Source organism: Lentzea sp. NPDC006480, assembly GCF_040611995.1.
Classification (GTDB): Bacteria; Actinomycetota; Actinomycetes; order Mycobacteriales; family Pseudonocardiaceae; genus Lentzea.
The window spans coordinates 39,858-62,253 of record NZ_JBEXPJ010000029.1; the positions used below are offsets into that span (position 1 = coordinate 39,858).

Below are 22,396 nucleotides of genomic sequence, written 5' to 3' on the forward strand. Positions count from 1 at the left end.
AAGTTCAAGCTCGTAGGCGATCATACACAGCGCGGCAACGCCTCATGCCGAGGTCTCGGTTAGCCTGTCCGGGTGCTGCTGAGTGACCAGGATCTGCGCAAAGAGGTCGAGTCGGGCCGTCTGCTGCTCGACCCGTTCGACGTCGAGATGGTTCAGCCGTCGAGCATCGACGTACGACTGGACCGGTTCTTCCGGGTCTTCAACAACACCAAGTACACGCACATCGACCCGGCGATGCAGCAGGACGAGCTGACGAGCCTGGTCGAGACGGCGGACGGCGAGCCGTTCGTGCTGCACCCCGGCGAGTTCGTGCTCGGGTCGACGTACGAGATGGTGACGCTGCCGGACGACCTGGCGGGGCGGCTCGAGGGCAAGTCCAGCCTCGGCCGACTGGGGCTGCTCACCCACTCCACGGCGGGCTTCATCGACCCCGGTTTCTCCGGCCACATCACGCTGGAGCTGTCCAACGTGGCGAACCTGCCGATCACGCTGCACCCCGGCATGAAGATCGGCCAGCTGTGCCTGTTCAAGCTGTCGAGCCCGGCGGAGCACCCGTACGGCTCGAAGCAGGCCGGCAGCCGGTACCAGGGGCAGCGCGGGCCGACGCCGAGCCGCGCCTACCTCAACTTCCATCGCACCGACACGCGCCGCTAGCTCAGGTCGCCGTACCGTTCGAGCACGCGGCGCCGGAGATCGGGATCGGTGCGCGGCACCGGTTCGAGGAAGATCTCGTCGAGGTCGCTGAACTCCGCGCGCAGTTCCGCGGAGATCCGCACGCAGGCGTGCTCCAGTTCGTTGGCGCCCAACGAGTCGTCGAAGTCCAGACGGGCGCACAGCAGGACGCGGTCGGTGCCGATCAGCATCGTCAGGATGTCCACGACGGCGTCGACCTCGGGCACCTCGGCGAGGCGGCGCCAGATCGCCTTCACCATCGACGGGTCCGCCTGCCGGCCGATCAGCAGGCCGCGGTTGGTGCGCGCGAGGATGTACGCCACCAGGGCCAGCAGCACGCCGATCGCCAGTGACGCGAGGCCGTCCCACAGCGCCGAGCCGGTCAGCTGGTGCAGGCCCACGCCGGCGAAGGCCAGGGTCAGGCCGATGAGGGCGGCGGAGTCCTCCAGGAAGACCGTTTTCACGGTCGGGTCGTCCGACTCGCGCAGGAACCTCCAGAAGCCCTTCCCGTGCGTCTCGGCTTCCGAGCGAACCTGCCGGAACGCCTGCGTCCACGAGATCGACTCCAACACGAACGCCAGCCCCAGCACGATGTAGCCGACCAGCGGCCTGGTCTGCTCCTCCGACTCGCCGAAGACCGTGCGGAAACCCTCGTAGAACGCGAACATCGCGCCCGAGGCGAAGATCGAGACGGCCGCCAGCAGCGACCAGAAGTAGCGCTCCTTGCCGTAGCCGAACGGGTGCCGGCGGTCGGCCGGGCGGTCCGAGCGGCGCAGCGCCGTGAGCAGAAGCGCCTCGGTGAACGTGTCGGCCACCGAGTGCGCGGCCTCGGAGAGGATTGCCGCCGAACCGGTCAAAACGCCCGCGACGGCCTTCATGACCGCGATCGCCAGATTCACCAGCAGGGCCAGGACGACGGTGAGTGTGCTTTCGCCCGAGTCCGAAGGCTTCTCGCTCATGGCGATCACTCTAGGCCTCGCCCCACCGGCCCACAGCGCTGACAGGGGGCGTTGACCGGCGAAAATCACGGTTGGATCTCGGGCGCAACCGCATCTGCCCCTCGAACGACTCTACAGGCGACCGGCCGCTGGGGAGCGGCAGGGAAATCCACTCAAATGTGCGGCCCTATTCCGTGCTGCGCAAATTTCTTCTGGGGGAAGAAATGAGCTTCAAGATCAAGGCTGCCGCCGTCACCGTCGCGACCTCGCTGATCGCCGTGCCGCTCGCGCTGTCCGGCACCGCGTTCGCGCAGGACGAACCGCGGGCCGGACTCATCAAAGGCCACGTGTTCAACGACTACAACGGCGACGGCGTCCAGCAGGGCAACGAGCCGGGCATCGCCGACACCGGCGTCAACGTCAAGCTCCCGAGCGGCGCGATCCGGCTGTCCATGACCGACGCCAAGGGCTTCTGGGCCGTCCTGCCCGCGGAGAAGGGGCCGTACGAGGTCAGCTACTTCGACGCCGACCTGGCCGCGACCACGCCGACCACGGGGAAGGTGGAGGTCACCGAGGAGTTCGCCGGCGCGGTGATCGACTTCGGTGTCCGCGGCGGCTCGATCTGCGGCGTGGCGTGGAGCGACACGGACGAGGACGGCGTGCACCAGGCCGGTGAGCCGGCGCTGGCCGGTCGGCAGATCTACCTGGAGGAGACGGACAAGACCGTCGAGACGGGTGTGGACGGCGGCTACTGCTTCGACAACCTGCGGCCCGGCGCGTACGGGCTCAGCGTCACGGGGAAGGCCGGCGACCCGCTCGTGCTGACGAGGCCGAACGGCGACTCCAAATTCGACTGGAGCACCACGAAGTCGTACGTCTACACGATCGGCAAGGGCGAGCACCTCAAGGGAATCGACGCCGGGTTCGTCACCCTCCGGCCTGACCTGAAGGCCGTGCGGATCGCCGTCACCAACGAAAACCCGCTCAAAGTGGGCGACACCCTGGACATCGTCGGCTCGTTGGTGGCCAACGGCAACGCACCGGAGAGCCTCAGCGGCACGTTGACGCTGCCCGAGGGACTGCGCATCGTGGGGACGACCGGTGACATCGGTTATGGCGCGATCGTGCAGGGCCGGCAGGTGATCCTGACGAACGGCCTGCGGCCGAGCCCCGGCATCGAGTTCACCCTCGGCGCCCAGGTCGTGGTGGAGCAGGGGTTCACCGGCGGCGAGATCAAGTGGGAGGTCGGCAACGGCAACGCCGACACCGACCCGTCCAACAACGTGCTCACTCGCAAGATCGATGCGGCGCCCGCCCAGCCACAGCCGCAGCGCCCGGCGCCCAAGGGCCCTGAGGTCAGGACGGCCGCGCTGGCCAACACCGGTGCGGACCCCGTCGCCACGGGTGCGATCGGCTTCGGCGCGCTGGTCCTCGGCGGCCTGGCGCTGTTCGGTGCTCGTCGCCGCAGCGCGTGACCGTTGGGCCATTCGAGTGACATTCACGGGCCGGGGCAACATCTGCGGGGCCTGCGGTGTCTTAAGGCTGGGATCTGCTCCGGGGGGACGCTGATCACCAGGGGGTAAGACGGAACGGCCCGCGTCCGGGAGAGACGCGGGCCGTTCTGCATGCGGGCACAACTACCATCGTGTGATGGGCAACCGTGGTGCGGACGACACCGATGCCGAGGTCGAGTCGTGGAGGGCCATGGTTCCGGCGATCGATCCGGTGGTCGAGGGCGTGGTCGACCGGGTGCACCAGATCAGCAAGTACCTGGACTTCCTCGCCACGGAGATCGCAGCGCCGCACGGGCTGAACCGCGCCGACTACGAGATCCTCGCCCGCCTGTTCTGGATCGGGCCGCCGCACCGGCTCACGCCCAAGCAGCTCGCCAACGGCACGCTGAGCCCGGCGACGACGATCACGAGCCGCCTCGACCGGCTGGAGAAGGCCGGTCTCGTCGTCCGCGAGCTCGACCCGAGCGACCGCCGCTCGTTGCCCGCGACGCTCACCGACGCCGGCCGCGCGATCTTCCTCGACATCGTCGCCGGTCAGGCACAGCGCGAGAAGGACCTCTTCACCGCGTTGCCCGGAGCCGACCTGGAGAACCTGCGCGACCTCCTGCGTCAGGTCATGGAGGTGCTCACGGGCGAACTCGGCCCGGCCCACCGTCGCACGCGGCTCGCGCTGGACACCAAGGAGTAATTGCTACGAACTCGTACTATCCGATATCGTGCTAACTGGCGCGAGAGGGAGGGGTGCGACATGGGTGGCTATCCGTTGTCGGAGTGATCTCCGGACGACCTGGCCCGGCTTGTGGTAGACCGGCTGCGGTACAACCACACACTGGGGGATTTTCGTGAAGAAGTACTTCTCGGTCGCTTTGGCGACCGCATTCGCGGCGGCGCTCGCCGTCACCGGGACGGCGGGGGCGACCGCGCCCAAGGGTGACAACGCGGTCGAAGGCTTCACCTGGACGCCGTGGAAGAACACGTACGTCGTGGGCGACGTGGTCGACGCGAAGTTCACCGTCGTCAACCACGGCGAGGTCGTGGAGCAGCCGTCGCTCTGGTTCGGCGTCTGGGCGGACAAGATGCTGGCCCACAGCGACAACTTCATCCCCTTCGGCTCCGGCTACGCGCTCAAGGACCCGTTGGAGCCGGGGCAGAGCGTCGAGATCACCATTCGCGCCGAGCTGTCGCATCCGGGCTTCCAGGCGGTCAACGTCCACGTCGGAGAGAGCCTCGCGGGTGAGGTCGACACCGGGAACAACTGGTACGTGGGCCCGATCACCGTGGACGAGTCCTGAGTCGTGTGACCGGAGTCACGCAACGCTGTGCCCCCGGAGATCCGATGTCCTAAGTGGAGTTATCGGATTTCTGGGGGAAGTACATGCGAAAGCTCTTCGCCGTCGCGACGACGGCTGCCCTTCTGCTGCCTGTGGCCGGCACTGCCACCGCACAGGAGGAGAAGGTCTCCATCGGTGGCCTGGTGTGGTTCGACCGCGACAGCGACGTGGTGCGGAACCCGGGCGAGCCCGGTGTGCCGAACGAGAAGATCATCAAGATCGTCAAGGAGGACACGGGCGAGCTCGTCGGTGAGTACACGACCGACGACAAGGGCATCTACGTCGCCCGCGACCTGCCCAAGGCCAAGTACGTCGTGACCGTCGAGGTGCGCGGCCGGTACGCGATCTCGGGGAAGAACCGCGCGACGACCGAGGGCGGCACCGTCGACTTCGGTGTGCGCGGTGGCTACCTCGTCGGCTACTCGTTCCTCGACCAGAACCGCAACGGTTCCCTCGACGCGAACGAGGGCGAACACCGTCTCGAGCCGGGCACGCTGAACGGCAAGAAGATCGAGCTCCGGCCGGAAGACGGCCAGTTCGCGTTCGAGGACCTGCCGTTCGGCCGGTACGAGCTGGTGGCGACCGACTACCGCCGGGACGGGCTCACACTGCGGGACACCAAGACCTCCAGCGGGCTGGACTGGGTGACGGGCAAGAGGGTCTACGACATCGACGAGAACTTCTCGTCCGCGCCGATCGACATCCTCTACTTCAACCCCAAGGGCGACCTGGCGATCACGATGCCCGAGCTGGCGCCCGCCAAGGACGTCTACGTGGTGGGCGACGAGGTCGAGGCGACGTTCCGGATCACGAACGACAGCGAGGCGCCCGAACTGCCGACGTTCACGACCGGCGAGTGGGGCAAGAACACCCTGTCCTACAGCCAGGGCATCGAACCCGTGCCGGGCACCTACGACGAGTTCGCGGTCAAGTCGCCGTTGCTGCCGGGACAGAGCCTCGACGTGAAGCTCCGCGTCAAGCTCGACGCGACCAACGAGGGCAAGGTCAACGTCCTGGTGCGCCCCAGCAAGTGGGGTGACGACCCGTTCAAGAACAACGTGCAGATCCGGCCGATCAAGGTCGTGCAGAAGAGCACCGCCGAGCCGTCGGCTCCGACCTCGCCGTCGGAAACCACCGCGCCGACCACCACGACCACGCCGGTCGTGACGAACGTGAGCAAGAAGGACGACCTCGCGTTCACGGGCGCCTCGCCGCTGGGTTTCCTGGGCCTGGGCGCCCTGCTGCTCACCGCCGGCCTGAGCGCGTTCTTCGTGGCGCGCCGTCGCCGGTCCTGATCACCTGCTGTCGCAATGATTTCTGGGGGACACAAGTGAACAAGCACCTGGCCGTTGCCACGACGGCCGCCTTCCTGCTGGCGGGAGCGGGTCTGCCCGCCTCCGCACAGGACGAGACGATCACGGTCGAGGGCGTCGTCTACTTCGACCACAACTTCAACGAGAAGAACGACGCGGGCGACACCGTCCGCGCGAACGGCCTCGGCGTCACGGTGACGAACATCGACGCCGGCGGAACAGTCGGTGAGTTCCGCACCGACGCGGACGGCCGCTACCAGGCGGTGCTGCCCAAGGGGCCGCGCTACATGGTCATCCTGGAGAAGGACGGGTTCGACGCGCCGTGGGGTGCGCGACCCACCAGCGAGAACCTGACGCTGGACTTCGCGCTGCACGGCAGCTTCATCAACGGCTTCAGCTTCGTCGACGCCAACGGTGACGGCGTGAAGCAGGACGCAGAGGATCCGGCGCCGGGCGAGATCAAGGCGAGCGGCAAGACGGCGGACGGCAAGCAGATCGACGTCGCCGCCAAGCCGGGTGCGGACGGCTCGTTCCGGTTCGAGCTGCAGCCGGGCGCGTATGTCGTGACCGCGCCGGACCTGGTCAAGGAAGGCCTCGCGCTCGCCAAGCCGTTGGGCGCGAACGACATCGATTGGCTCACGGGTCAGGCGAATGCGGGCGCGGGGAACACTCGGGTCGACCTGCGGTACTTCAAGCCCAAGGCCGACGCCGCGGTCGAGGAGTTCGCGGTCACGCCCGCCAAGGCCGAGTACACGGTCGGCGACCAGGCCGACGTCAAGATCAAGCTGACGAACAAGGGCGACAACCCCGGTGCGCTGTCGTTCGCGGTCTACGGGCCAGTGGAGTTCTTGAAGGCGAGCGACAACGTGCGCGGGCTCGGCAACGCGGGCAGCTACGAGACCGTCGCCAAACTGCTCCCCGGCGAGTCGGTCACGGTCGACCTGAAGATCGAGTTCCCTGCGGTCGCAGGGGAAGGCCCGCTGGGCACGATGGTGCGGCCGTTCATCGGCGGTCACCCCGACGTCGACCGCTCGAACCAGGGGCCCAGGCTGAACAAGCTGGTCAAGGTCGTGGAGAAGAGCACCACCACGCCGACGACCCCGACCTCGGAGACCACGCCGACGACCACCACGCCGACCACCACGACCACCCCGGCCGTGGCCAAGGCGGGCAACAAGACCGGTCTCGCGTTGACGGGTGCGTCGCCCCTGGGCTTCCTCGGCCTGGGCGCACTGCTGCTCGCGGCCGGTCTGAGCGCGTTCTTCGTGGCGCGCCGCCGACGCTCCTGACCACATAGGACCCGCCACGGTTAGTCTGCGGCATGGGCATCTTGGTGCATGTGCTGCTGACTGCCGTGGCGGTCTGGGTGTCGACCGCCCTCCCCGGCATCGACCTGGGTGAGGGCACCACCGGCGCGAGAATCCTCACGCTGATCGGCGTCGCGGTGATCTTCGGCCTGGTCAACGCGATCGTGAAGCCGCTCGTGAAGTTCTTCGGCTGCTTGTTCTACCTGGTCACCCTCGGCCTGATCGGGCTCGTGGTGAACGCGCTGCTGTTCATGCTCACCGGGTGGCTCGCCGAGCAGCTGGACCTGCCGTTCCGCGTCGACGGCTTCTGGCCCGCGTTCTGGGGCGCGATCATCGTCGCCCTGACCGGCTGGGTGCTGAACGTGGTCTACGACAAGATCACCGACAACGACTGACCTCACCAAAAAAAGGCCCTCTCGGTCCACACCGGACCGAGAGGGCCTTTTCTTGTGCCTTAAGCGTTCGCGGCGTCCGCGGCCGGAGCCGGCTGGCCGCGCTTCACGGACTCGAGCAGCATCTGCGCGACGTCCACGACCTCGACGTGCGCGCCCGCCTGGCCGTCGGCCTGACGCGCGGTCACGCCGTCCGTCAGCATCACGCGGCAGAACGGGCAGCCGGTCGCGATCTTCGACGGTGCGGTCGAGAGGGCCTCGTCCACGCGGTCGACGTTGATGCGCTTGCCGATCCGCTCCTCCATCCACATGCGCGCGCCACCGGCACCGCAGCACATGGAGCGTTCCTCGTGCCGCGGCATCTCGCGCAGCTTCGCGCCGGACGCCCCGATGAGCTCACGCGGTGCTTCGTAGACCTTGTTGTGGCGGCCCAGGTAGCACGGGTCGTGGTAGGTGACGTCCTCGGTGACCGGCGCGACCGGCACCAGGCGGCGTTCGCGCACCAGCTTGTTCAGCAGCTGAGTGTGGTGCACGACCTCGTAGGTGCCACCGACCTGCGGGTACTCGTTGGCCAGCGTGTTGAAGCAGTGCGCACACGTGACGACGATCTTGCGCTGACCGACCGGCCGGTCCTCGAACACCGAGTTCAGCACCTCGACGTTCTGCTGCGCGAGCATCTGGAACAGGAACTCGTTGCCGGCGCGGCGAGCGGGGTCGCCGGTGCAGGTCTCCTCCGGGCCGAGCACCGTGTACTTGACCCCGGCGGTGTGCAGCAGCTCGGCGACGGCACGCGTGGTCTTCTTCGCGCGGTCCTCGAACGCACCGGCACAGCCGACCCAGAACAGGTACTCCGCGTCGCCCAGCTCGCCGTCGAACACCGGCACCTCGAACTCCAGGCCCTCGGTCCACGCCAGGCGGTCCTTGGCGTTCTGGCCCCAGGGGTTGCCCTTGTTCTCCAGGTTCTTGAACATGCCGCCGAGCTCGGACGGGAAGTTCGACTCGATCAGCACCTGGTAGCGGCGCATGTCGACGATGTGGTCGACGTGCTCGATGTCGACCGGGCACTGCTCGACGCACGCGCCACAGGTCGTGCACGACCACAACACCTCGGGGTCGATGACGCCGAGCTCGTCCGGGCCGCCGACCAGCGGGCGCTCGGACTCGGCCATCGCCAGCACGTCGATGCCTTCGAGGCGCTTCTTGTAGTCCTCGTACTTGTCCTCGACCAGGCCGACCTCGTCACCGGCCATGTCGCGCGAGCCGCCGGCGAGCAGGTACGGCGCCTTGGCGTACATGTGGTCGCGCAGCTGCGTGATGACCAGCTTGGGGGACAACGGCTTGCCGGTGTTCCACGCCGGGCACTGCGACTGGCAACGGCCGCACTCGGTGCAGGTGGAGAAGTCGAGAACGCCCTTCCAGGTGAAGTCCTCGACCTTGCCGACGCCGAACACGTCCTTGTCCGGGTCTGCCTCTTCGAGGTCCAGGACCTTGCCGCCGGACATCATCGGCTTCAACGCGCCGAGCGCCACGCCACCGTCGGCCTCGCGCTTGAAGTAGATGTTGAAGAACGCCGAGAACCGGTGCCAGGCGACGCCCATCGTGAGGTTCCGGCCGACCACGATCAGCCAGATCATCCCGGACAGCAGCTTGACCAGCGCCATCACGGACACCCAGATCGCGGCCGACGGCAGCAGGTGAGCGAGCGGCTGCGTCACGAACGACGTCCACAGCGGGGCCTCTTCCAGGCCGCTCGACTGCTTGAACGCCTTCACGCCGAGGATGCCGAGACCCTCGATGATCACGACCGCCTCGACGAAGTACGCGGCCTTGAAGTCGGAACCCTGGAAGCGCGAGATCCGGTCGGCGCGGCGCGGGTGGTTGCGCTGGCGGATGATCGCCAGTGCGACGCCACCGACGACGGTGCCGAGACCCAGCAGCTCGACCAGCAACAGCCAGACGGACCACGTGCCGATGATCGGCCAGTGGAAGTGCGGGTCGAACACCTCGCCGTAGGCCTCGAACAGCACCGCGGAGCCGATGAGGAAGCCCCACATCACCATCCAGTGCCACGGGGCGACCGAGCGGAACTTCGCCATTCTGGTGTGCGCGACGAACTCGACGATCAACGTCTTCAGGCGCGGCCCGAACGGCCCGAAGCGGGTCCCGTCCGGCTGGCCGAGCCGGATGATCTTGATCTGCTTCAGCACGGCGGCGACGAACACGCCCCAGGCGACGACGCTCACCGCCACGGCGACGAGTCCGAGAACCAGCTGGAGGGTCATGGCGGGAGTCTAAGACACGTTACTCATGAGTAACCACTTCGACGTGGCGGGTGTCTCCTCGCGTACCGGTCAAGTACCCGGAAGTTGATCAAAAACTTATGGAACAATCGTTCAAGTAGTTGTGCTGTGTTTGCTGTTTTTGGGCAGCGCTGGAGGTCAGCCGTGTTGTACCTGTATCTCGCTGCGGCGATCGTCGGGGAGATCGCCGCCACCGTGTCGTTGAAACTGTCCGAGGGCTTCAGCAGACCGTGGCCGTCGGCCGTGGTCGTCGTCGGATACGCGATCGCCTTCACAGCTCTTTCGCGCGCGTTGAAGTTGGGTATGCCCGTGGGTGTCGCCTACGCCGTGTGGTCCGCGATCGGTGTGGCAGCCGTGGCGATCATCGGCTGGAAGTTCCTGGGCGAGACCCTGAACCCCACGATGGTCATCGGGTTGGCTTTGATCATCGGGGGCGTGGTGACGCTGGAGCTCGGGAGGACGCACTGACCGCGGTCATGGACGGACGCAAGGCGCGCGGCGAGAAGAAGCGGCGCGCCATCGTCGAGGCGACGTTGCGGGTGATCGAGCGCGACGGCGTGTCCGGTGTGACGCACCGAAGCGTGGCGCGCGAAGCCGGCGTGCCGACGACAGCGCCCACCTACTACTTCGCGTCGCTCGACGACCTGTTGATCGCCACGTTGTTGTGGGTCGCCGAAGAGCTGTGCGACGACATGCTGGACATCATCGCCCGCGGCACCGCCCGTGAGATCGCGAGCTCGCTCGCTCGTGCGGTCAACGAGAACCGTGCGCGCACACTCGCGGAGTACGAGTTGTACCTGCTCGCAGGTCGTCGTCCCGAACTGAAGGCCGCCGCACGCCGGTGGCTCGACCTCGCCGTAGAGGTGGTGCGCCCCGCCGATCCGGTGGCGTTCCGCGTGTTCCTCGCCGCCATCGACGGGCTGCTGATCCAGGGCCTGATAGCCGATGTCGCCCCGGACGAGGACGAGCTGGAGCCAATCGTGTCCTTCTTGATCTGCGGCCGCGACGATTCCACTCCTCGAACGAGTGAACAATGAGGCCATGAGGTTCGCGCGAGACGTGTCCGGCATCAGCCACGGGGTGAGCCTGGGGCTGCTGGCAGCCCTCTACGTCCGCGACTCGCTTGCGTTGTCCGTCGACGTCGAGCCGCACGTGCCCGGCCTGGACCCGCCACTGCCGGTGCGGGTGCCCACGGGTGTCGATCGCGCCGCGGTGACGCGGGAGTGGCCGGGCTGGTGGTCCGACGCGCTCGACGCGTGCACCCGAGGCGCCGAGCCCGCGGCGCCCGAGGACGCCGAGGCGTTGCTGACCCGGCCCGCCAGCCGCGCCGCCGTGCTGGCGTTGAAGAGCGGTATCGAGCAGCTGCACCGCGTGCAGTCTCCGGTGGCGTTGCCGATCGGAGACGTGCTGCGAGGCATCGAGTCGCGGATCGGGCGGTGGGCGCAGAGCGTGGAGCTGCACATCGCCGAGGTGCCGGTCGACGGCATGTTGTGGGAGCGCATCGCACCCGCGCACGTCCTGGCCTCGACCCGCTTCCTGAACGACCCGGCTCGCACCGCACCCGCGTTGCGCGAGGTCCTGCAGGACCTCGTCTAGTTCGGGTAGGGACAACCCCACCCCGCCTTCGGGGGCTGACTGCCGTGTAGCTGAGCCGCGCCACCTCTAGTTTTGTGCACATGCTGAGGACGGCGCTGGTGGCGGTGCTGATGGGGGCTCTGCTCTCCGGGTGTGGCATCCGCATCATGAAGTACGAGTTCACCGACGATCACACGCTGGCGGACAAGTACACGTCGGTGCGGGTGCGCGCCGGCTCGGGAGATGTGGCGATCCGTTACGTGCCGGGCACGGAGACGAAGATCCACCGCAGGGTGGAGCACGCGAAGGACAACAGGCCGACGGGTGTGGCGCACCGGATCGAGGGCACCACGCTGGTGCTGGACGACTGCGGCAACAACTGCTCGATCAACTACGAGGTCCAGGTGCCGTTCGCGGACATCACCGTGGAGTCCCCCGACAACGGGTCGGGCAACGCGGTGATCGAGGGTGTCGCCGCGGTCGACTACAAGGTCGGCTCCGGCAAGTTCGAGGCGATCAACATCGCGGGCAACGTCCAGATCGACAACGGCTCCGGCAACATCTACGTGCGCGACGTCAAGGGTGACGTCAGGGCGCACACCGGCTCTGGCCGGTTCGAGGCCTCCAGGGTCAAGGGCAGCGTCACCGCGGACCTGGGCTCCGGCGACATCGACCTGGACCAGGTGCAGGGCAAGATGCTGCTCCACAGCGGCTCCGGCCGCATCACGGGCACGGCGCTGGACAACGACGTGACCGCCACGGCGGACTCCGGCGACGTGGACATGACCTTCGTCTCGGCCCGCACGGCACGCCTCGACTCGGGTTCCGGCGACATCACGGTGCGGGTGCCGGGGACGGGAGGCCCGTACAAGGTCACGGGCGACTCGGGCAGCGGCAGGCGCAAGATCGACGTGCCGATGGACCCGTCGGCGACGAACGAGCTCAAGCTCGACACCGGCTCCGGCGACGTCAAGGTGACCGCCGTCTAGCCGCGCGAAGCAGGGGGATGTGTCGAGGGCCACTCCACGAGGAGTGGCCCTCGGCGCGTTCTGAGGGAACAACCAGACCTTGCCGGCCGTTGGTCGAGGCAGAAAGCTTGAGTCGGGTAGGCTCAAGGTTGAGCAGATGGCAAACTTGAGTCAGCAACGCTCAACAAGTACTAGTGGAAGGAACTCCAATGGCGCGTGCAGTCGGCATCGACTTGGGGACGACCAACTCCGTCGTCGCCGTTCTCGAGGGCGGTGAGCCGACGGTCATCGCCAACTCGGAGGGCTCCAGGACGACTCCGTCCATCGTCGCGTTCGCGAAGAACGGCGAGGTCCTCGTGGGTCAGCCCGCGAAGAACCAGGCCGTCACCAACGTCGACCGCACCATCCGTTCGGTGAAGCGGCACATCGGCACCGGCTGGAAGACCGATGAGATCGACGGCAAGCAGTACACCTCGCAGGAGATCAGCGCGCGCGTGCTGATGAAGCTCAAGCGCGACGCCGAGGCGTACCTGGGCGAGGAGATCACCGACGCCGTGATCACCGTCCCCGCCTACTTCGAGGACGCGCAGCGCCAGGCCACCAAGGAGGCCGGCCAGATCGCGGGCCTCAACGTGCTCCGCATCGTCAACGAGCCGACGTCGGCCGCTCTGGCCTACGGCCTCGACAAGGGCGAGAAGGAGCAGACCATCCTGGTCTTCGACCTCGGTGGCGGCACGTTCGACGTCTCGCTGCTCGAGCTCGGCGACGGCGTGGTCGAGGTCCGTGCGACCTCCGGTGACAACCACCTCGGTGGCGACGACTGGGACCAGCGCGTCGTCGACTGGCTGGTCGAGCGCTTCAAGCAGGCCAACGGCATCGACCTGACCAAGGACAAGATGGCCCTTCAGCGCATCCGCGAGGCTGCGGAGAAGGCCAAGATCGAGCTGTCCAGCTCGTCCACCGCGTCGATCAACCTGCCGTACATCACGGTCGACGGTGACAAGAACCCGCTGTTCCTCGACGAGACGCTGTCGCGTGCCGAGTTCCAGCGCATCACGTCCGACCTGCTCGACCGCACCCGCGCGCCGTTCAACAACGTGATCAAGGACGCCGGCATCTCCGTCGGCGACATCGACCACGTCGTGCTCGTCGGTGGCTCGACCCGCATGCCCGCCGTCGCGGAGCTCGTCAAGGAGCTGACCGGCGGCCGCGAGCCCAACAAGGGCGTGAACCCGGACGAGGTCGTCGCCGTCGGCGCCGCCCTGCAGGCCGGTGTCCTCAAGGGCGAGGTCAAGGACGTCCTGCTGCTCGACGTCACCCCGCTGTCCCTCGGCATCGAGACCAAGGGCGGCATCATGACCAAGCTGATCGAGCGCAACACCACGATCCCGACGAAGCGTTCCGAGACCTTCACGACCGCTGACGACAACCAGCCGTCCGTGCAGATCCAGGTCTTCCAGGGCGAGCGCGAGATCGCGGCGCACAACAAGAAGCTCGGCATGTTCGAGCTGACCGGCCTGCCGCCCGCCCCGCGTGGCGTGCCGCAGATCGAGGTCACCTTCGACATCGACGCGAACGGCATCGTCCACGTCTTCGCGAAGGACCTGGGCACCGGCAAGGAGCAGTCGATGACGATCACCGGTGGCTCCGCGCTGCCGAAGGACGACATCGACCGCATGGTGAAGGACGCCGAGGCCCACGCGGAGGAGGACAAGCGCCGCCGCGAGGAGGCCGAGGTCCGCAACCAGGCGGAGACTCTCGTCTACCAGACGGAGAAGGTCGTCAAGGAGAACGACGACAAGCTCCCCGCCGAGATCAAGGACAAGGTGAACGCCGCGATCGCCGAGGCGAACGAGGCGCTCAAGGGCACCGACATCAACGCCATCAAGACGGCGGTCGAGAAGCTCGCGACCGAGTCCCAGGCCATCGGCCAGGCGATCTACGCCAACGCGCCGGGTGCCGCCGGTGCCGAGGCCCCTGGTGCGGACGCGCCGGGTGCCGCGGGTGCCGGTGCCAAGGCCGGTCAGGACGACGTCGTCGACGCCGAGATCGTGGACGAGGACGAGAAGAAGTGACCGAGCCGAGGCACGCCGCCCCTGACGAGGAGCAGCCTCAGGTAGTCGTGAACGACCGGCGCCGGATCGACCCGGAAACGGGTGAGGTCCGGACGCCGGCCCACGCTGCCGACGAGACGGCTGCTCCGGCTTCTGACGAGCCCCTGGTCGCCGAGGTCGTGGACGAGGTGGCCGCCGAGCTGAAGACCCAGCTCGACGAGCGCACCGCCGACCTGCAGCGGCTCACCGCCGAGTACGCGAACTACCGCAAGCGGGTGGAACGCGACCGCGAGGCAGTGATCAACAACGCGAAGGCGTCCGTGGCAGCCGAGCTGCTGCCCCTGCTGGACGACATCGAGCGGGCCGCCGCGCACGGCGACCTGACCGGTGCGTTCAAGGCCGTGGCGGACAAGCTCGTGTCCTCGCTGGCCAAGACCGGCCTGGAGCCGTTCGCGCACGAGGGCGAGGCGTTCGACCCGTCGGTGCACGAGGCCGTGCAGCACAGCACGTCCCCGGACGTCGACGGCCCGACCGTCACCGCCGTCCTGCGCCGCGGCTACACGTTCGGCGACAAGCTCGTCCGGCCCGCGCTCGTCGCGGTGACCGACCACGAGCCTGCCGCCGCAGCGCCGCAGGCCGAAGAGATCTGACGAGAGGAGGAGACGTCCGGTGAGTGCTAGGGACTGGATCGAAAAGGACTTCTACCGCGAGCTGGGCGTCTCCTCCGAGGCGTCGGCGGACGAGATCAAGAAGTCGTACCGCAAGCTCGCCCGCGAGCTGCACCCCGACGCCAACCCCGGCGACGCCAAGGCCGAGGCCCGCTTCAAGGCGGTCTCCGAGGCCTACGGCGTGCTGTCGGACCCGGCCAAGCGCAAGCAGTACGACGAGGCCCGCCGCCTGTTCGCGGGTGGCGGCGGCTTCCCGGGCGGCTTCGGCGGTGGCGCGGGCGGCTTCGACGTCAACGACCTGTTCGGCCGCGCGGCCCAGGGCACCGGTGGCGGCGGCCTCGGCGACCTGCTCGGCGGCCTGTTCAACCGTCGCAGTGGCGGCACGGCCGGCTCGGCCACCCGCCCGCGCCGCGGCGAGGACGTCGAGACCGACGTCCGCATCGACTTCACCGAGGCGGTGCAGGGCGCGACGGTGCCACTGCGCCTGTCCTCCCCCGCCGCCTGCACGACCTGTGGCGGTTCCGGTGCCAAGCCGGGCACCACGCCGCACGTCTGCGCGACCTGTTCGGGTTCCGGCCTGGTGACCCGCTCGCAGGGCGCCTTCGCGTTCAGCGAGCCGTGCCGCGACTGCCGCGGCACCGGCCGGATCATCGACGACCCGTGCCCCGAGTGCGGCGGCGACGGCGTCAGCACCCGCACTCGCACCCTGACCGTGCGCATCCCCTCGGGTGTCGACGACGGCCAGCGCATTCGCCTTGCGGGCCAAGGAGAACCGGGCCGCAACGGCGGCCCCTCGGGTGACCTTTTCGTGCGCGTGCACGTCAACCCGCACAGCGTCTTCGGCCGCCAGGGCAACGACCTCACGCTGACCGCGCCGATGACGTTCCCCGAGCTGGCCCTCGGCACGACGTTGACGGTGCCGACGCTGGACGGCAAGGTGACCTTGAAGGTGCCTGCGGGGACTGCTTCCGGGCGGGTTCTGCGGGCGCGCGGCAAGGGCATCACGAAGCGGGACGGCACGGCCGGCGATCTGCTGATCACGCTGGAGGTCGCGGTGCCGAACAACCTGTCGTCCGACGCCCGCAAGGCGCTCGAGGCGTACGCCGAAGTGACTGCTGACCATGATCCGCGTGGCGATCTGAACGCGCTGCTCGAAGGGCGGTGAGTCCGGTGGGTTTTCCCTTCCCTCCTGGGACTGATGAGGACACGCCGTTCTTCGTGATCTCGGTGGCGGCGCAGCTTTCCGGGCTGCACGCCCAGACGTTGCGGTCCTACGACCGGATGGGGCTGGTCTCGCCAGGCCGCACGTCCGGTGGCGGCCGCCGCTACTCGATGCGCGACATCGTGCTGCTGCGCGAAGTTCAGCGCCTGTCCCAGGAAGAGGGCGTGAACCTCGCCGGGATCAAGCGGATCATCGATCTGGAGCACCAGGTCGACGCGCTGCGTCAGCGCGTCACCGAACTGACCCAGGAACTGGCGAACGCGTTGGCGGCGGCCGATTCCGCGGCCGCCGCCGTGCACGCGTCCTACCGGCGAGACCTCGTGCCGATCCGGCAGGAGACCGCGCTCGTCGTGTGGAAGCCGAAGCCGCGCAAGTGATGGAGCACCTGTACGAGGTGTTCGCAGCGCCGCGTCCCCGAGTGGTCGACTACTGCGACCACTGCGTCAAACCGGAGGACGTGGCGCCGTTCACAACCGTTCCGCTGCGGGAACTGACGGCGGAACAGGTCGAGACGTACTGGCTGCATTCCGGCACGATCGGCGACGAGAACTTCGCGCGTTACCTGCTGCCGCGCGTGCTGGACCTGATCGCGGCCGACGAGCTCGACCCGGACTTCTACTGGCTGCGCATCGCGAACACCGCCCACGAGAAGGGCGGTCCACGCGAACGGCAGGCGATCGAGGCGTACTACGACGCCACACCACGTGCTTTCGCGGCCCTTGTCGAGGAGTGCACGGGCGAGAACGCTCCCGGCGAATTCCTCACGGAGTGGTTGCGGGGGCGGGAAAAGCTCTGACTCAGCGCTCTTCGAAGTAGAACCCGGCCTCCAGGTCCTCCAGCAGGCCGGGTTCCGTCGTTTCCCAGCCCAGCAACGCCTTCGTGCGTGCACCGGACGTCGGCGCGTCCCGCGAGACCATCATCGCGAGCGGGCCGAAGTGCTCGTCCGGGACACTTTGCACAGGCACGTCGAGCTTCCGCCCGATCACCTCGGCGATCTCCTTCAGCGTCACCGCTTCCTCGGCCACCGCGTGCAGCACCGAACCGGCCGGAGCCTTCTCCGCCGCCAGTCGGTAGAGCCGTGCGGCGTCCAGCGTGTGCGCGGCGGACCAGCGGTTCGTGCCGTCGCCGGGATAGCCGGAAATGCCTGTGGTGCGGGCGATCCGCACCAGCAACGGGATGAAGCCCGCCGTGTCCAGTGCACTGTGGACGGTCGGCGGCAGGACGACGACGGAGCCGCGGACGTCCTTCGCGTCGATGATGAGGTTGCGGGCGGTGCCTCGGCTGTGGTCGTCCGGGACGCGTTCGTCCTCGGTGGCGGTGTGGCCCAGGCCCGAGTAGGAGAGCGTGCCGCCGGTGCCGATCAGCGCCTTGCCGGTGCCGGACAGCTCTTCGAGGAACGCCCGGACGACCGCGAGATCGGCGGCCGACGCACCGGCGTAGTCGCCCGAGAACATCTCCTCGTGCTTGAACGCCAGGTGGATCACGGCGTCCGCCTCGGCCGCGCCCTTGCGCAACCCGTCCAGGTCGTCGAGGTCACCGAGCTGAACCGCCGCGCCCTGGGCGTCGAGCTTCGCGGCCGAGGTGTCCGAGCGCGCCAGTCCGACGACCTGGTGGCCGGCGCCGAGCAGTTCGGGGACCAGTGCGGAGCCGACGTGGCCGCTGGCGCCCGTGACGAAGACCTTCATGAGTGCTCCTGCGAAGTGATGGGACTTGGTCTCATCAACCGTAGCAGAGTGATGGGACTAGGTCGCATCACTTATGATGTGCGGCATGGGTCGATGGGAGCCGGACGCGCGGGATCGGTTGGTGCGCGCCGCACTCGACCTGTTCGACGAGCAGGGCTACGAGAACACCGCGGTCGCGCAGATCGCCGAACGCGCGGGGCTGACCAAGAGCACGTACTTCCGGCACTTCAAGGACAAGCGCGAAGTGCTGTTCGGCGGGCAGGACGAGCTGGTCGAGCTGCTGGTCAAGGGGATCGCCGGCACGCCGGAGCCGGCCGGGGCGCTCAAGGCGGTCGAGGGGGCGTTGGTGGCCATTGCCGTCACGTTCTCAGAGGAGCGCCGGGCCAACGGGCCGCGACGGCTCGCGGTGATCGCCGCCAACGACGAGCTGCGTGAGCGGGACGCCATGAAGATGGCCGGGTTCTCCACCGTGATGCAGGAGGCGCTGCGGCAACGCGGTGTGCCGGAGCTCGACGCCGCTGTTGCCGCCGAGCTGGGCATCGTGGCGCTGCGGGTCGGCTACGACCGGTGGCTGGAGGTCGGCGGGGACTTCGCTGAAGTCGCCCGCCGAGCACTCGAAGAGGTTCGCCTTGCGGCCAGGGACCTAGAGGGTGCCGAGTAGGTCCTCGACCTCGGCGGCGATGCGGTCCAGGGCGGGCTCGTCGCCGACGGCTGCGATGGCGCGGTCGATCCAGTCCGCGATCAGCGGCATCTGGGCCGGCTTGAGGCCGCGGGTGGTGATGCCCGCGGTGCCCAGACGGATGCCGGACGGGTCGAAGGGCTTGCGCGGGTCGAACGGGACCGCGTTGTAGTTGAGCTCGATGCCCGCGCGGTCGAGAGCTTGGGCGGCGGGCTTGCCGGCGACCTGCTTCGAGGTCAGGTCGACCAGGATCAGGTGGTTGTCGGTGCCGCCGGAGACCAGGTCGAAGCCGCGTTCCAGCAGGGCGTTGGCCAGGGCGCGAGCGTTTGCGACGATCGTGTGGGCGTACTCGCGAAACGCCGGCTGCGAGGCTTCGTGCAGGGCCACGGCGATGGCGGCGGTCGTGTGGTCGTGCGGGCCGCCCTGCAGGCCTGGGAAGACGGCGCGGTCGATGGCGCGGGCGTGCTCGGCGTCGCAGAGGATCATGGCGCCGCGAGGGCCGCGCAGGGTTTTGTGGGTCGTCGTGGTGATCACCGGGGCGTGCCCGACCGGCGACGGGTGGGCGCCGCCTGCGACCAGGCCCGCGATGTGGGCGATGTCGGCGACCAGGATCGCGTCGATCTCGGCGGCGATCGAGGCGAAGGCCGGGAAGTCGATCGTGCGCGGGATCGCGGTGCCGCCGCAGAAGATCACCTTCGGGCGTTGCGCCAGGGCCAGTGAGCGGACCTCGTCCAGGTCGACCACGCCGGTGTCCTTGCGGACCTCGTACTGGACGGCGTTGAACCACTTGCCTGTCGCGGACACGTTCCAGCCGTGGGTGAGGTGGCCGCCCATGGGCAGCGACATGCCCATCACGGTGTCGCCGGGCTGCAGGAAGGCCAGGTAGACGGCCAGGTTCGCCGGGGCGCCGGACAGCGGCTGGACGTTGGCGTGGTCCACGCCGAACAAGGCGCGAGCACGGTCGATCGCCAGCTGTTCGACCTGGTCGATGATCTGCTGACCCTCGTAGTACCGCTTGCCGGGGTAGCCCTCGGAGTACTTGTTGGTCAGCACCGAGCCTGTTGCCTCAAGCACAGCGGCCGACACGTCGTTCTCCGACGCGATCATGCGCAGCTTGCGGGCCTGCCGCGCTGCTTCTGCCTGGATCAGGGTGGCGATTTCGGGGTCGACGTTCGCGAGCACGGCGCATCTCCGTGCCGGGCACCCAGGCGTTCGGTGCGCGGCCGTCGCTTCCCGGTGGTCAGTTCCACCCTCGGCACGCCAGTCGCTGCAGACGTGCCGAGCTTAGTCCAGCGTGAACGGGTCGTACTTGATCCGGTCGAGCGGCGTTCCCGCGACCAGCATGCGGGAGACCGTGGACCTGATCATCGCGGGACTGCCGCAGACCAGGACGTCGCGCTCTTCCCAGGCGCCGTAGCGGGTGACCACGTCGGCGAGGCTGCCCTGCTCGACACCTCGGACGCCGGGGTCCGACTCCAGCACCGGCACGACCGTGAGCCACGGGTTCGTGGTCGCGATTCGTTGCAGGTTGTCCAGGTCGTAGAGGTCCTCGCGGGTGCGCCCGCCGTAGAACAGGTGCACGCGCGGGTTCTCGCCGTACTGCGCCATCTCGTCGATGATCGCGTGCATCGGCGCGATGCCCGTGCCGCCGGCCACCATCAGGATGTCCGAGCCGGCCGTGCGGTCGACCGAGAGACGTCCCATCGGCGGTCCGATGCGCCACGTGTCACCGGCCTGCGTGTGGCCGACGACCGAGCGGGACACCCAGCCGCCGTCGACGGACCGGATGTGGAACTCGATGACGCCGTCCTCGCGCGGGGCGTTCGCCGGCGAGTAGTACCGCCACAGGCGCTTGCGCTGCGGGGTCTCCACGCTGACGTACTGACCGGCCTTGTAGCTCACCGGGTGGTCGGGCTGCAGCCGGACGACGGCCAGGTCCCACGAGACGCGCTGGTGCTCCAGCACGGTCGCGTGCCAGTAGGCCGGGCCGTTGTCGGCGTCCGCGGCTTCCTGCATGGCTCGCGCCATCAGCGTGTAGGCCTCTGCCCAGGCCATCTCGACCTTCGGCGTCCACGCAGCGCCCGCGAACTTCTTCACCGCGGACAGCAGCGCCGTGCCGACAGCCTCGTAGTGGACGTTGATGACACCGAACTTGCGGTGGTCACGGCCCAGTTGGCGGAGGAAGGGGATGAGGTCGTCCGGGCGGTCGACCATCTGCACCACGTGCACGAGGGCGCGCAGCAGACGGCTCCGCTGGACCTCCATGTTCGCGGGGAACATCTCGCGTGTGGCAGGCGAGAGCGAGAAGAGCATGCCGTAGAAGAACTTCGCCACTTCTTCGGCGTGCGGCTCCACCACCGCGAAGCTCTCCCGGATCATCCGCACCATCGCGGTGACGCCAGGAGGTGGTTCTCGGTGTGGCGGGGTAGGGATGGGGCTCAGCACAGCGTTCGCAGTCATGGTCCGCGCGCAGTCTCCACGTTCTCATTGGCGCCAGCAAGGCGCGGGTAGTCCTCGTCAAGCATCCGTCCCCCGACAGAGTGGACAGTAACCCCTGATCGGAGGGTTTGACTCCTTGATGCCACCTTCGAGCGAAGTCTGATTACTCTATGCACATGGTTGTTCCCGCAACAGTGTGAATGTGAGGGCCCGTCTGTACCGGCTTGCGCGCTTGCGTGCGACGGTTGGGCGCGTGTCCCTGCCTGAGCTGACTGAAACCACCTCACCCGACCGTGTTGAGCAACCTGGCTCACGCGGTGAGCACTTCCTCCAATGTGCCCTGGAGACACAGGACCGCGCCACACGCTTCTACTCGGACCAGGTCCTGGACCACCTGAACCCCGCGATGGCCGAGTTCGTCGCCCGGATGGAGATGGCCTTCATCTCGACCGCTGATGCCGACGGGGAGTGCGACTCGACCCTGCGGGCCGGGCCGGCGGGGTTCATCCAGGTGATCGACTCCCGGACCGTCGCGTACCCCGAGTACCGCGGCAACGGCGTGATGGCGTCCCTGGGCAACATCATGGAGAACCCGCACGTCGGGATGCTGATGGTGGACTTCGCCGACGACCTGATCGGGCTGCACGTGAACGGCCGCGCCCGGATCGCGCCCCGGGAGGAGTACGACACCGAGGACAGGAAGGTGGAGCGGTGGGTGGTGGTCGAGGTGCAGGAGGCCTACATCCACTGCCGCAAGCACATCCCGCGGATGATCCCCGTCGACCGGATCCGGGACTGGGGAACTGACGACGTGAAGCGCAAGGGCGGCGACTTCTTCGGGGTCAAGGCGGGCAAGGCCGCCGACTGACCTCGGGGTTTCTGGTGACATGGCGGCATGCCGTGTGTCTTCTGCTCGATCGCGTCCGGTGATCTGCCCGCCCACTGGGTGGCGCGGGGACCGGACGCGATCGCGTTCCTGCCTCTCCCAGCCAGCGCTCTAGCCCCCGGCCACACGCTGGTGGTGCCGCGTGAGCACTCGACAGGTGTGCACGACGCGACCCCGGAGGCCTTCACCGCCGCCGGGCTGATGATCCAACGCGTGGCGCGGGCGATGAGGACCGCGCTGGGTGCTTCCGGCGTGTGCGTGCTCAACGCGAGCGGGCCCGGCTCCGGCCAGAGTGTCGCTCACCTGCACTTTCACGTCGTTCCCCACTGGGAGGACGACGAGTACTTCGCGTGGCCCGAGCCGTCGGGGCGGCGACTGGAAGGCGACTTGGCGCGGGCATTGAGTGACGCAGCAGACGCCTGAACTAGTTGGCCTAGCTAACTACCTCCGATA

General features: G+C 68.1%; 24 protein-coding genes and 1 riboswitch. Of the genes, 19 read left to right on the plus strand and 5 right to left on the minus strand.

From position 1 onward, the window contains the following. The first annotated feature begins 72 nt into the window (after positions 1–72). Positions 73–654, plus strand: coding sequence for a dCTP deaminase (dcd, locus tag ABZX92_RS14610; RefSeq protein WP_045312007.1), 582 nt, complete (start codon positions 73–75; stop codon positions 652–654). Here dcd and ABZX92_RS14615 read toward each other — a convergent pair. Further along, positions 651–1,631: a cation diffusion facilitator family transporter gene (locus tag ABZX92_RS14615; protein WP_355558382.1), complete on the minus strand. Its 981-nt coding sequence runs from the start codon at positions 1,629–1,631 to the stop codon at positions 651–653. The two genes, dcd and ABZX92_RS14615, sit on opposite strands and share 4 nt — an antisense overlap. A gap of 203 nt (positions 1,632–1,834) precedes the next feature. Here ABZX92_RS14615 and ABZX92_RS14620 point away from each other — a divergent pair, with 203 nt between their 5' ends. The 6 genes from ABZX92_RS14620 (at position 1,835) to ABZX92_RS14645 (ending at position 7,470) form a co-directional block, all read left to right on the plus strand. Then, a complete protein-coding gene (locus ABZX92_RS14620) occupies positions 1,835–3,085 on the plus strand; it encodes an SdrD B-like domain-containing protein (RefSeq protein WP_355558385.1) in 1,251 nt (416 codons plus the stop codon). A 175-nt stretch (positions 3,086–3,260) separates the two neighbouring features. Continuing rightward, positions 3,261–3,812, plus strand: coding sequence for a MarR family transcriptional regulator (locus tag ABZX92_RS14625; RefSeq protein ID WP_355558388.1), 552 nt, complete (start codon positions 3,261–3,263; stop codon positions 3,810–3,812). Between the two features lie 154 nt (positions 3,813–3,966). Then, positions 3,967–4,416 (plus strand): hypothetical protein, encoded by a 450-nt coding sequence (locus tag ABZX92_RS14630; RefSeq protein ID WP_355558391.1) that lies wholly within the window; start codon positions 3,967–3,969, stop codon positions 4,414–4,416. Between the two features lie 53 nt (positions 4,417–4,469). Beyond that, on the plus strand, positions 4,470–5,750 hold the full coding sequence (locus tag ABZX92_RS14635) for an SdrD B-like domain-containing protein (protein ID WP_355558394.1): 1,281 nt from the start codon (positions 4,470–4,472) through the stop codon (positions 5,748–5,750). Positions 5,751–5,785: 35 nt separating this feature from the next. Then, the gene (locus ABZX92_RS14640) at positions 5,786–7,057 is read left to right on the plus strand and encodes a hypothetical protein (protein ID WP_355558397.1); all 1,272 of its coding nucleotides are present in this window, start codon (positions 5,786–5,788) and stop codon (positions 7,055–7,057) included. A gap of 32 nt (positions 7,058–7,089) precedes the next feature. Then, positions 7,090–7,470: a phage holin family protein gene (locus ABZX92_RS14645; RefSeq protein ID WP_355558400.1), complete on the plus strand. Its 381-nt coding sequence runs from the start codon at positions 7,090–7,092 to the stop codon at positions 7,468–7,470. A 59-nt stretch (positions 7,471–7,529) separates the two neighbouring features. Here ABZX92_RS14645 and ABZX92_RS14650 read toward each other — a convergent pair whose 3' ends face one another. After that, positions 7,530–9,749, minus strand: a complete 2,220-nt coding sequence (locus ABZX92_RS14650; protein ID WP_355558403.1) for a (Fe-S)-binding protein — start codon at positions 9,747–9,749, stop codon at positions 7,530–7,532. A 162-nt stretch (positions 9,750–9,911) separates the two neighbouring features. Here ABZX92_RS14650 and ABZX92_RS14655 point away from each other — a divergent pair, with 162 nt between their 5' ends. The 9 genes from ABZX92_RS14655 to ABZX92_RS14695 all read left to right on the plus strand — a co-directional run bounded on the left by ABZX92_RS14655 (position 9,912) and on the right by ABZX92_RS14695 (position 17,050). Beyond that, positions 9,912–10,235 carry a multidrug efflux SMR transporter gene (locus ABZX92_RS14655; protein ID WP_355558406.1) on the plus strand — a complete coding sequence of 108 codons (324 nt, stop codon included), beginning with the start codon at positions 9,912–9,914 and terminating at the stop codon, positions 10,233–10,235. Between the two features lie 8 nt (positions 10,236–10,243). Then, positions 10,244–10,804: a TetR family transcriptional regulator gene (locus ABZX92_RS14660; RefSeq protein WP_355558409.1), complete on the plus strand. Its 561-nt coding sequence runs from the start codon at positions 10,244–10,246 to the stop codon at positions 10,802–10,804. A gap of 4 nt (positions 10,805–10,808) precedes the next feature. Next, the gene (locus ABZX92_RS14665; RefSeq protein ID WP_355558412.1) at positions 10,809–11,363 is read left to right on the plus strand and encodes a hypothetical protein; all 555 of its coding nucleotides are present in this window, start codon (positions 10,809–10,811) and stop codon (positions 11,361–11,363) included. Positions 11,364–11,443: 80 nt separating this feature from the next. After that, entirely contained in the window at positions 11,444–12,331 is an 888-nt protein-coding gene (locus tag ABZX92_RS14670; RefSeq protein WP_355558415.1) for a DUF4097 family beta strand repeat-containing protein, read from the plus strand. A 188-nt stretch (positions 12,332–12,519) separates the two neighbouring features. Next, on the plus strand, positions 12,520–14,385 hold the full coding sequence (dnaK, locus tag ABZX92_RS14675; RefSeq protein ID WP_355558417.1) for a molecular chaperone DnaK: 1,866 nt from the start codon (positions 12,520–12,522) through the stop codon (positions 14,383–14,385). Next, positions 14,382–15,014: a nucleotide exchange factor GrpE gene (grpE, locus tag ABZX92_RS14680; protein ID WP_355558420.1), complete on the plus strand. Its 633-nt coding sequence runs from the start codon at positions 14,382–14,384 to the stop codon at positions 15,012–15,014. Before dnaK ends, grpE begins: the two co-directional genes overlap by 4 nt. 19 nt (positions 15,015–15,033) lie before the next feature. Continuing rightward, positions 15,034–16,197: a molecular chaperone DnaJ gene (gene dnaJ / locus ABZX92_RS14685; protein ID WP_355558422.1), complete on the plus strand. Its 1,164-nt coding sequence runs from the start codon at positions 15,034–15,036 to the stop codon at positions 16,195–16,197. A gap of 5 nt (positions 16,198–16,202) precedes the next feature. Further along, positions 16,203–16,631: a helix-turn-helix transcriptional regulator gene (locus ABZX92_RS14690; protein WP_045315623.1), complete on the plus strand. Its 429-nt coding sequence runs from the start codon at positions 16,203–16,205 to the stop codon at positions 16,629–16,631. Next, complete coding sequence (locus ABZX92_RS14695; protein ID WP_355558425.1) at positions 16,607–17,050, plus strand: hypothetical protein; 444 nt, start codon at positions 16,607–16,609, stop codon at positions 17,048–17,050. Before ABZX92_RS14690 ends, ABZX92_RS14695 begins: the two co-directional genes overlap by 25 nt. Position 17,051: 1 nt before the next feature. Here the strand turns inward: ABZX92_RS14695 and ABZX92_RS14700 are convergent, their stop codons facing one another. Beyond that, positions 17,052–17,939, minus strand: coding sequence for an SDR family oxidoreductase (locus tag ABZX92_RS14700; protein ID WP_355558428.1), 888 nt, complete (start codon positions 17,937–17,939; stop codon positions 17,052–17,054). A gap of 85 nt (positions 17,940–18,024) precedes the next feature. Between ABZX92_RS14700 and ABZX92_RS14705 the strand changes: the two genes are divergently transcribed. Beyond that, the gene (locus ABZX92_RS14705; protein ID WP_355558431.1) at positions 18,025–18,600 is read left to right on the plus strand and encodes a helix-turn-helix domain-containing protein; all 576 of its coding nucleotides are present in this window, start codon (positions 18,025–18,027) and stop codon (positions 18,598–18,600) included. Here ABZX92_RS14705 and glyA read toward each other — a convergent pair. Continuing rightward, complete coding sequence (gene glyA / locus ABZX92_RS14710; protein WP_355558434.1) at positions 18,583–19,800, minus strand: serine hydroxymethyltransferase; 1,218 nt, start codon at positions 19,798–19,800, stop codon at positions 18,583–18,585. The genes ABZX92_RS14705 and glyA overlap by 18 nt on opposite strands. 13 nt (positions 19,801–19,813) lie before the next feature. Further along, a riboswitch (ZMP/ZTP riboswitch) is annotated at positions 19,814–19,896 on the minus strand. A gap of 6 nt (positions 19,897–19,902) precedes the next feature. Next, on the minus strand, positions 19,903–21,006 hold the full coding sequence (locus tag ABZX92_RS14715) for an FAD-binding oxidoreductase (RefSeq protein ID WP_355558437.1): 1,104 nt from the start codon (positions 21,004–21,006) through the stop codon (positions 19,903–19,905). Between the two features lie 304 nt (positions 21,007–21,310). Between ABZX92_RS14715 and ABZX92_RS14720 the strand changes: the two genes are divergently transcribed. After that, a complete protein-coding gene (locus tag ABZX92_RS14720; RefSeq protein WP_355558440.1) occupies positions 21,311–21,925 on the plus strand; it encodes a pyridoxamine 5'-phosphate oxidase family protein in 615 nt (204 codons plus the stop codon). A 27-nt stretch (positions 21,926–21,952) separates the two neighbouring features. Continuing rightward, positions 21,953–22,366 carry an HIT family protein gene (locus ABZX92_RS14725; RefSeq protein ID WP_355558442.1) on the plus strand — a complete coding sequence of 138 codons (414 nt, stop codon included), beginning with the start codon at positions 21,953–21,955 and terminating at the stop codon, positions 22,364–22,366. The last annotated feature ends 30 nt before the right edge of the window (positions 22,367–22,396 follow it).

Bases quoted from the DNA above. Each gene is read 5' to 3' on its own strand.
- ABZX92_RS14625 (WP_355558388.1), top strand. From the start codon at position 3,261: ATGGGCAACCGTGGTGCGGACGACACCGATGCCGAGGTCGAGTCGTGG.
- ABZX92_RS14650 (WP_355558403.1), bottom strand. From the start codon at position 9,749: ATGACCCTCCAGCTGGTTCTCGGACTCGTCGCCGTGGCGGTGAGCGTC.
- ABZX92_RS14715 (WP_355558437.1), bottom strand. From the start codon at position 21,006: ATGGTGCGGATGATCCGGGAGAGCTTCGCGGTGGTGGAGCCGCACGCC.
- ABZX92_RS14660 (WP_355558409.1), top strand. From the start codon at position 10,244: ATGGACGGACGCAAGGCGCGCGGCGAGAAGAAGCGGCGCGCCATCGTC.
- dnaK (WP_355558417.1), top strand. From the start codon at position 12,520: ATGGCGCGTGCAGTCGGCATCGACTTGGGGACGACCAACTCCGTCGTC.
- ABZX92_RS14645 (WP_355558400.1), top strand. From the start codon at position 7,090: ATGGGCATCTTGGTGCATGTGCTGCTGACTGCCGTGGCGGTCTGGGTG.
- ABZX92_RS14665 (WP_355558412.1), top strand. From the start codon at position 10,809: ATGAGGTTCGCGCGAGACGTGTCCGGCATCAGCCACGGGGTGAGCCTG.
- ABZX92_RS14615 (WP_355558382.1), bottom strand. From the start codon at position 1,631: ATGAGCGAGAAGCCTTCGGACTCGGGCGAAAGCACACTCACCGTCGTC.
- ABZX92_RS14670 (WP_355558415.1), top strand. From the start codon at position 11,444: ATGCTGAGGACGGCGCTGGTGGCGGTGCTGATGGGGGCTCTGCTCTCC.
- ABZX92_RS14725 (WP_355558442.1), top strand. From the start codon at position 21,953: ATGCCGTGTGTCTTCTGCTCGATCGCGTCCGGTGATCTGCCCGCCCAC.
- ABZX92_RS14620 (WP_355558385.1), top strand. From the start codon at position 1,835: ATGAGCTTCAAGATCAAGGCTGCCGCCGTCACCGTCGCGACCTCGCTG.
- ABZX92_RS14700 (WP_355558428.1), bottom strand. From the start codon at position 17,939: ATGAAGGTCTTCGTCACGGGCGCCAGCGGCCACGTCGGCTCCGCACTG.
- ABZX92_RS14705 (WP_355558431.1), top strand. From the start codon at position 18,025: ATGGGTCGATGGGAGCCGGACGCGCGGGATCGGTTGGTGCGCGCCGCA.